This window comes from Oceanobacillus caeni, assembly GCF_042678465.1.
GTDB classification, from domain to species: Bacteria; Bacillota; Bacilli; order Bacillales; family Amphibacillaceae; genus Oceanobacillus; species Oceanobacillus caeni.
The window spans coordinates 205,552-213,303 of record NZ_JBHTKV010000002.1 but is presented as its reverse complement, the minus strand read 5'-3'; the positions used below and the strand labels follow the sequence as shown (position 1 = coordinate 213,303).

The window sequence follows — 7,752 nt, the reverse complement described above, 5'->3', positions numbered from 1 at the left end:
AGTCCATTTATTAGGTTGAACTTTTCAATGCCTGTTTTTTGTTGGAAGTCAATCTTTATTTTTAGGTAAACTTAAATCAGAAATTTAGACGTATAACGAATTGAAAGAGTTAAAAAGAAAGGAGGAAGGTTAAATGTACGCGCGATTTACCCCACCTCAACGGGCAATAAAACTCCTCCCCCAAGACTCTGGGGAACAAAGAAGGTAGGTGGGAGATCAGCCGGCTGTAATGGTCCGATAAGTGCGACTAACTATCAGTGGGGGATGAAGGAAACCCCCATTGATGAAGGTCTTCTTTATTTTCCGAATAATTTCCCCATAAAGGACTTTTTATTCGTTGTTTCCTCGGTCGTAGCCGCAATTAGTTTTTGGGTTTCTAATTTTTCGGTAATAGTTCTCATTAAATCTTTATCTCGTTCATTTAACCACTCATTTATGATGTTTTGTTGTTGATCAAGTCTTTCCATTAAAGAAATAATCATTTCATTTTGTTTTTCTATTAATTTTTTCATTTCAAGGATTTCTGTTGAAATTACATTTTCTTCTTTAATAAGTTTGGGGGTTTTTGGAAGGGCTGTAATATTTACAATTTCTTTCTCTTTCCATTTTCCCATAACAATATTGGTGGCTTGTTCTACAGTTACATGAGGATTCTCTCTTAAATCCTTTAGATGCCGTATTTTCTCTATATCTTTATCTACAAACAATCGGGCGTTATTCTTGGTTTTAAGGAATTCATATCCAGCCTTCTCTAAATGTTGTGCATATTTTCTAACTGTCGTCACGCCCATACCCAACATAGTCGCTAATTCAGCTGTAGAATAAGTCTTCTCTTTACATTCTACATTTTCATGCATAGAATCACCCCATAATAAATAATTCAACATGAAATGAATTAATCCTTTTAGAAGTGGGGGTGTATTGTGTGACAAATTTTGATAAAATCTTTATTTTTTCATTAAATATGATTTGATTTTGTAACTTAATGGCGGTTAATTATTCTCAATTAAGGATATTTTAATACATCCGGGATTATACCTCGGTGTATTTTTCTTAATAATTCTTGAATCCCAACTTTTGTAATTCTCTCATTAACCTTGCAACTGGTAAACCAACGATCGAAAAATAGTCACCATTTACCTTCTTGACTAAATAAGCACCTAGCCCCTGAATTCCGTAAGCACCTGCTTTATCCATTGGTTCACCTGTTTTAACATAATTCCATATTTCATTTTCTGTTAATGGCCAAAATTCAATGAGGGTTCTCTCATAAAAAGAAACAATTTGCTTGCCTTTTATAATCGTAACCCCTGTTAATACATCATGCTGTCTCCCAGATAATTGATGAAGCATTTGAAAAGCATTTTCTTCCGTCTTAGGTTTTCCAAGTACTTGATTATCTAAAAGCACCATTGTATCTGCACCGATTACATACGCCTCTGGATGACTTTTGGCAATAGAAGAGGCTTTCTGATAAGAAAGTGATTGAACTAAATCTTCGGCTGACAATGTTCGATCTATCGTTTCATCTACATTACTTACTACGACATCAAATGAAAGATTCATATTTTGTAGTAATTCTTTTCTTCTCGGAGACCCGGAAGCTAATATTAAACGTTGTTCCATTTTATCTTCCTTTCTTATTATCATCTTATCCTCATTTTCATTCTATACTAAAAGAGATTGTTCCAAAATAGTGAAGATTTAGTTAGTTATTGCAGAATATTCTAAATTAAATTAAGATATGTGTAGAGAGGGGATGAATGGATTGGAAAAATTGAAGGTCGGTAGAGCAAACTTAACTTGGTTAAACGGCGGTGTAACATTCTTAGATGGTGGTGCTATGTTTGGTGTAGTTCCTAAGGCATTGTGGAGTAGATTATATCCATATAATGATAAAAATCAAATCGAATTAAGAGCCGATCCCTTACTATTACAACTAGATGGAAAAAATATCTTAATTGAAACGGGATTAGGGAATGACAAATTTACAGAAAAGCAAATCCGAAACTTCGGTGTTTTAGAACAATCATCTGTCGAAAAGTCTTTGAAAGAATTAAATTTAAATGTGGATGATATTGATATCATTTTAATGACTCATTTGCATTATGATCATGCTTCAGGATTAACGAGAAAAATGGATGAAGATGAATACGAATCTATTTTTAAAAATGCAACGATTTACACATCTGCAATAGAATGGAATGAAATGAGAAATCCGAATATTAGATCTGTCAATACATATTGGGAAAGCAATTGGCAGCCTGTTGAAGAACAAGTAGAAACATTTGCAGATGAACTGGAAATTTTAGAAGGCTTACGGATGATCCATACAGGCGGTCATAGTGATGGACATGCTATTATAGTTTTTGAAGAAGGAGAAGAATCCTTTATTCACCTGGCCGATATAATGCCTACACACGCCCATCAAAATAAACTTTGGGCAATGGCTTACGATGATTACCCTGTAACATCCGTTCATGAAAAGGAAAACTGGATGGAGTATGGTTACAACAGAGGATCATGGTATACCTTTTACCATGATGCATATTATCGTGCAATTAAATTTAATCAAGAAGGTAAGAAAGTAGATGAAGTGAAGCGAGAGCGTTATGAATATTGATAATGAATAAGAAATTGGCAATTATATTGCCAATTTCTTATTCAGTTTTGTTAGCTGATATGATTCCACCTGTTTCAACATCCACGTAGAATTCGTATTGTATATTTTCTCCGTTAATATTTCTTGTTATACCACCACGGTAAGCTTGATACGGGAGACCATTCTTTTCAACAGATTCAGGTTTCATATAAATCCAAGAGCCATTAATTGGACCTGACTTCTTAAAAAGTTCTTTTGCGTTTTTTAATGCCGTTTCAGGACTTACTTTTTGACGTACTTGTACTTGTTGATTTGTAATATATCCGAAAGTAAAACCAATTGCTGCAGCTAAAAGAATATTTCTCTTTTTCATTACTAAACCTCCTAGTCTGTTCATTGTAGGTACACCTATAGAATATGTTTGCTTTCTATATAAATTAGTATACATTATCTATTTCTAAATGGAAATGAAGACTCTGAATGGAATAAATTAAACTATTTCCGTTATACTTAAAGAGGATGTTCAAAAAGTATGATACATATAAATGGAGGGGATGAAATGAATCAAGAAACACTTGATCTTTTTAAAAAATTAACAGAGCTTCCAGGTGCTTCTGGGAATGAGCATGCTGTTCGTGCTTTTATGAAAAAAGAATTAGAAAAATACTCCGACGAAATCATTCAAGATAATTTGGGCGGTTTGTTTGGGGTGAAACATGGTAACGGACCAAAAGTAATGGTTGCGGGTCATATGGATGAAGTTGGGTTCATGGTAACACAAATTACAGATAATGGAATGATTCGTTTTCAGCCACTTGGAGGTTGGTGGAATCAAGTTTTACTTGCACAACGAATGCAAGTCCTAACTAAAAATGGACCGGTAATAGGAGTAATTGGATCTATTCCTCCACATTTATTGTCTGAAGCACAACGTAAAAAGCCAATGGAAATTAAAAATATGTTATTGGATATTGGTGCTGATGATAAAGAGGATGTTAAAAAAATTGGGGTTAGACCTGGAGATACGATTGTGCCAGTAACGCCGTTTCAACCAATGGCTAACCAAAAAAAAATACTAGCGAAAGCTTGGGATAATCGCTATGGATGCGGTTTGTCAATTGAATTATTAAAAGAGTTACAACATGAGACTTTACCAAATGAATTATATTCTGGAGCAACTGTACAAGAGGAAGTTGGATTAAGAGGATCAAAAGTTGCATCAAACATGATAAAGCCTGATATTTCATACGTATTAGATGCTTCTCCAGCTAACGATGCTTCCGGGGATAAGACGGCCTTTGGCCAATTAGGAAAAGGTGTACTAGTAAGAATTTTTGATCGAACAATGATTACGAGTCAAGGTATGAGAGAATTTATTTTAGATACGGCGGAATCAAATGATATTCCATATCAATATTTTGTCTCACAAGGTGGTACAGATGCAGGCAGCATTCATCTTTCTCATGAAGGAGTTCCAACGGCGGTAGTAGGAATTTGCTCGCGTTATATCCATACATCTGCTTCGTTAATTCATATAGACGATTATGCTGCAGCGAAAGAATTACTTATTAAATTAGTAAAAGCAACAGATCAAAACACAGTTGATTTAGTTCGTGGGAAATAAAAAAGGTAACTGCTGTTTTAGTGGACAGCAGTTACTCTTACGTTAAGGTGGTTTAGAATTGAATATTATTGTAGGTTCCAAAAATCCAACAAAGATTAAAGCGGTAGAAGAAATATTTCCCGAAGCTAAACTGACCCCACTGAATGTTCCTTCTGATGTTTCAGCACAACCTTTTTCCGATGAAGAAACAAGAAAAGGTGCAATGAATCGTGCAAGGCATTGTCTGAATTCCTCCTCAAATGTGATCGGAATAGGTCTTGAAGGTGGAGTCATGTACGTAGGAAATGAGCTTTATTTATGTAATTGGGGCGTACTTATGACAGAAGACCAAACTTTCACTGCAAGTGGTGCTCGTATTTTTTTACCAAAGGAAATTGACCTAAAACTACAAGAAGGCATGGAATTAGGCGACATTATGGATGATTATTCGATGCGAAAAGAAGTGAGAAATAAGGAAGGTGCAATTGGAATTTTTACAAATGACTTAATATCGCGAAAAGAAATGTTTAGTCATATAATGAAACTATTACGTGGCCAGTGGGAATATTGGGAAGAACATAATAAGAACTAGAATGGCACACATTCTAGTTCTTATTATTATTCATAAATATATGCTATTATTTCTAAGGCTTGTTCTACCGTTTCAACTGTAACATTCGCTTTATTAGATAATTCTTTAAGAGGATGAATCAATGATGTAGGTCGAATAAGTATAGTAGGTTTATTCATGGCGATTGCAGTACTCGCATCCATTGCCGTATTCCATTGTTTATATTTTTCTCCAAATAAAGCAATCACAATATCGGCTTTTTGCATTAACACTTGTGTTCTGAAATTATTAACATCTGACGCCGCATCGTCTTTGTATAACGCACCAGGCTGTTCCCCTAAAATGGCTTCCCCGATGTCATCAGAACGGTCATGATTCGTTTGGGGAGAAACAAATGTAAGTGGTAGATTTTTTGCTTGTGCTATTTGCTTAACTTTATCTCTCCAGTTGTCATGAATTTGTCCAGCTAAATATACAGTTAGTTCCATGCCTTCTTCCTCCTTATTATTTATCATATTTTTAATATTATATGAATCTTTACATATTTTCCAAGAAACTGCACATCATTCGTTTATTATAAAACGAATGTTTGTTATTTGAAACATATGAGAATCAACGTTATAGTAATCAAAGAAGGAGTGGATAATGAATGAAACAGTTAGAATCTGTATCTGAATATAATGAACTTATTAAAGATAGTAATGTAATTATGATGTTTTCTGCTGATTGGTGTGGTGATTGCCGTTTTATAGAACCGGAATTACCTGAAATTGAGGAAGCTTTTCCTGAATATAATTTTATTAAAATAGATCGTGATCAATTCATTGAAATATGTCAAGAACATGATATTTTAGGAATTCCAAGTTTTCTTGCCTATCGAAATGGTAAAGAAGTGGGTAGATTTGTAAGTAAAGACCGTAAAACAAAAGAAGAGATTATGGACTTTATAAAAGGTTTGCCAGCTTAAAGACGGCTACTATGCTTGATAGAATTTCAACTAGAAGGAAGGGAGGGGCTTATTGTGAAAATGACGAGTTTACAAATGAAAAAGAAATTAGAAGAACGATTAAAGAACGAAAACTGGAGAACGTCTTTTGATCGCGATAAAAACACGTTTCGAATAGAATGGAAAGATACGAAACAAGGTATGACTATCTCATTACCCAATATGATTGGTAAGTATAATCAGAGGGGTGAAGAAGCAATTGATGAGCTGGAATCCCATATTAGAGAAGCTTTAAGAATTATGAACCAAACACCAGAACTTTCTGGGATGGAGAAAAATATTTTTCCAGTTATAAGATCTACGTCTTTTCCTACTGAGACAAAGAAGGGAAAGAAACTACTTACAAAGGATCATACTGCGGAAACAAGAATCTTCTACGCTCTTGATTTAGGTAAATCCTATCAACTTTTAGATGAGGAATTATTAAAAAAAGAGGGATGGAATAAAGCACATATTGATGAAGTTGCATCATTTAACGTCCGATCTCTATCTACAGAGCCTAAAAAAGATACAGTAGCGGATAATGATTTTTATTTTATAGCCACACAAGATGGATATGATGCAAGTCGAATTCTTAACGAAGCTTTTTTGGAAGAAATGCAAGCGAATGCTAAAGGTGAGGTTGCAGTGGCTGTCCCTCATCAAGATGTTCTAATTATTGCGGATGTTCAAAATAGCACCGGTTACGATATTTTAGCGCAAATGACTATGAAGTTTTTTGCAGAGGGAAGAATTCCGATTACATCCCTTCCATTTATTTATGAAAACAAAAAACTAGAACCTATTTTCATTCTTGCAAAAAATAGACCAGAGAAATAGTAAGAGAGGAAGTTTAAAATGGATGTGTTTTATAATCCCGATGGTATAGGTGACGTATTAATCATTCCAATTGAAGATGGAGATCGTTATGATATTAAATTTGAAAAGATAGCTGATATTACAAGGATTTTATCAAGTGCTGGTAAAGTAATTGGATATAATATTTTCAATGCCAAAAGTCATTTTCAATTAAATCAAACAGGAAAAATCAAATTGACAGAAGAATTACTAAGTCAAATTAAAAATTTATTTATGGAAAATGGAATAGAAGATGGTTTGGATTTTGATTTAAGTCCTAAGTTTGTTGTAGGTTACGTTATTAGCAAAGAACAGCATGAAAATGCCGATAAATTAAGTGTATGTCAGGTAGACGTCGGTGAAGCAGAGCCGCTTCAGATCGTATGTGGTGCACCAAACATTGACAAAGGGCAAAAAGTAGTAGTAGCTAAAGTAGGTGCTACGATGCCAAGCGGATTGAAAATTAAACCTACAGAATTGCGTGGTGTAGCATCAAATGGTATGATCTGTTCCCAAAAAGAATTAGGAATGCCAAATGCGCCGAAAGAAAAAGGAATATACGTACTTGATGATTCAACCCGTGTAGGTGAGGAATTTACATTTTAAAAGCAAAAGCAACCCAAATTTATAGTAATGGGGTTGCTTTTGCTTTTTGTTCTTGTCAAGAAAATTATAAAAATTGTATGGCTATGGATAACTTAGATATAGGAATAGCCACGTCCGGCTCCAGCGCCCAGCGACTAGCGAGACTTCCTTCACCTCCGTACGATAAAGAAGACTTGCCGATTGGTGAAACCAGAGGCTTAGTCGCACTTATACCCTTGTGGTGAAAGTCAACATCGGCTCGCTTACGCTCACCGTGTTTCCTTTATCTCCTACGGCTCAGTCCAGTCCGTACGTCGCTAAACGGGCGCTTGCGCCTTTGTTCGTTAACTAAAGTCCTTTTTACCCATCTACTCGTAATACTATTAGGTACATTTTTCCTTTTAATCAATGTAAAACATGCTACAATAGAAAAGACTATAAATGTTAAAGTTGCTTTATTTAACATAAAAAGTGGCTTTCTCTGATTACTATTCAATCTTTTAGGAGATTAAAATTAAACATCCAGGTTAAGTCAACAAGACAATTGA

The 7,752-nt window shown here is 34.7% G+C and carries 10 protein-coding genes; 6 read left to right on the top strand and 4 right to left on the bottom strand.

Annotated features, from left to right (window positions below; genetic code table 11):
- Positions 1 to 296: 296 nt before the first annotated feature.
- Both ACFQ18_RS03540 and ACFQ18_RS03535 read right to left on the bottom strand, forming a co-directional pair.
- Entirely contained in the window at positions 297 to 857 is a 561-nt protein-coding gene (locus ACFQ18_RS03540) for a DUF3967 domain-containing protein (RefSeq protein ID WP_047186794.1), read from the bottom strand.
- 196 nt (positions 858 to 1,053) lie between these two features.
- On the bottom strand, positions 1,054 to 1,650 hold the full coding sequence (locus tag ACFQ18_RS03535; protein WP_225344044.1) for a Maf family protein: 597 nt from the start codon (positions 1,648 to 1,650) through the stop codon (positions 1,054 to 1,056).
- A gap of 118 nt (positions 1,651 to 1,768) precedes the next feature.
- Here ACFQ18_RS03535 and ACFQ18_RS03530 point away from each other — a divergent pair, with 118 nt between their 5' ends.
- A complete protein-coding gene (locus ACFQ18_RS03530; protein WP_047186793.1) occupies positions 1,769 to 2,623 on the top strand; it encodes a YtnP family quorum-quenching lactonase in 855 nt (284 codons plus the stop codon).
- A gap of 37 nt (positions 2,624 to 2,660) precedes the next feature.
- On the opposite strand, the gene ACFQ18_RS03525 is transcribed toward ACFQ18_RS03530, so the two are convergent.
- Positions 2,661 to 2,975: a PepSY domain-containing protein gene (locus tag ACFQ18_RS03525; protein ID WP_047186792.1), complete on the bottom strand. Its 315-nt coding sequence runs from the start codon at positions 2,973 to 2,975 to the stop codon at positions 2,661 to 2,663.
- 186 nt (positions 2,976 to 3,161) lie between these two features.
- On the opposite strand from ACFQ18_RS03525, the gene ACFQ18_RS03520 reads away from it, so the two are divergent.
- Together ACFQ18_RS03520 and ACFQ18_RS03515 are read left to right on the top strand one after the other, a co-directional pair.
- The gene (locus ACFQ18_RS03520; protein WP_047186791.1) at positions 3,162 to 4,226 is read left to right on the top strand and encodes a M42 family metallopeptidase; all 1,065 of its coding nucleotides are present in this window, start codon (positions 3,162 to 3,164) and stop codon (positions 4,224 to 4,226) included.
- A gap of 58 nt (positions 4,227 to 4,284) precedes the next feature.
- Positions 4,285 to 4,797 carry a DUF84 family protein gene (locus ACFQ18_RS03515; protein WP_047186790.1) on the top strand — a complete coding sequence of 171 codons (513 nt, stop codon included), beginning with the start codon at positions 4,285 to 4,287 and terminating at the stop codon, positions 4,795 to 4,797.
- Between the two features lie 26 nt (positions 4,798 to 4,823).
- Here the strand turns inward: ACFQ18_RS03515 and ACFQ18_RS03510 are convergent, their stop codons facing one another.
- Positions 4,824 to 5,264, bottom strand: coding sequence for a YtoQ family protein (locus ACFQ18_RS03510; protein ID WP_047186789.1), 441 nt, complete (start codon positions 5,262 to 5,264; stop codon positions 4,824 to 4,826).
- 161 nt (positions 5,265 to 5,425) lie between these two features.
- On the opposite strand from ACFQ18_RS03510, the gene ACFQ18_RS03505 reads away from it, so the two are divergent.
- From ACFQ18_RS03505 to ytpR, 3 genes are read left to right on the top strand one after another with little or no spacing between them, the layout of a single operon-like run.
- A complete protein-coding gene (locus ACFQ18_RS03505) occupies positions 5,426 to 5,743 on the top strand; it encodes a thioredoxin family protein (protein WP_047186788.1) in 318 nt (105 codons plus the stop codon).
- Between the two features lie 60 nt (positions 5,744 to 5,803).
- Complete coding sequence (locus tag ACFQ18_RS03500) at positions 5,804 to 6,601, top strand: DUF1444 domain-containing protein (protein ID WP_083452508.1); 798 nt, start codon at positions 5,804 to 5,806, stop codon at positions 6,599 to 6,601.
- 18 nt (positions 6,602 to 6,619) lie between these two features.
- The gene (ytpR, locus tag ACFQ18_RS03495; RefSeq protein WP_047186786.1) at positions 6,620 to 7,225 is read left to right on the top strand and encodes a YtpR family tRNA-binding protein; all 606 of its coding nucleotides are present in this window, start codon (positions 6,620 to 6,622) and stop codon (positions 7,223 to 7,225) included.
- Positions 7,226 to 7,752: the final 527 nt, after the last annotated feature.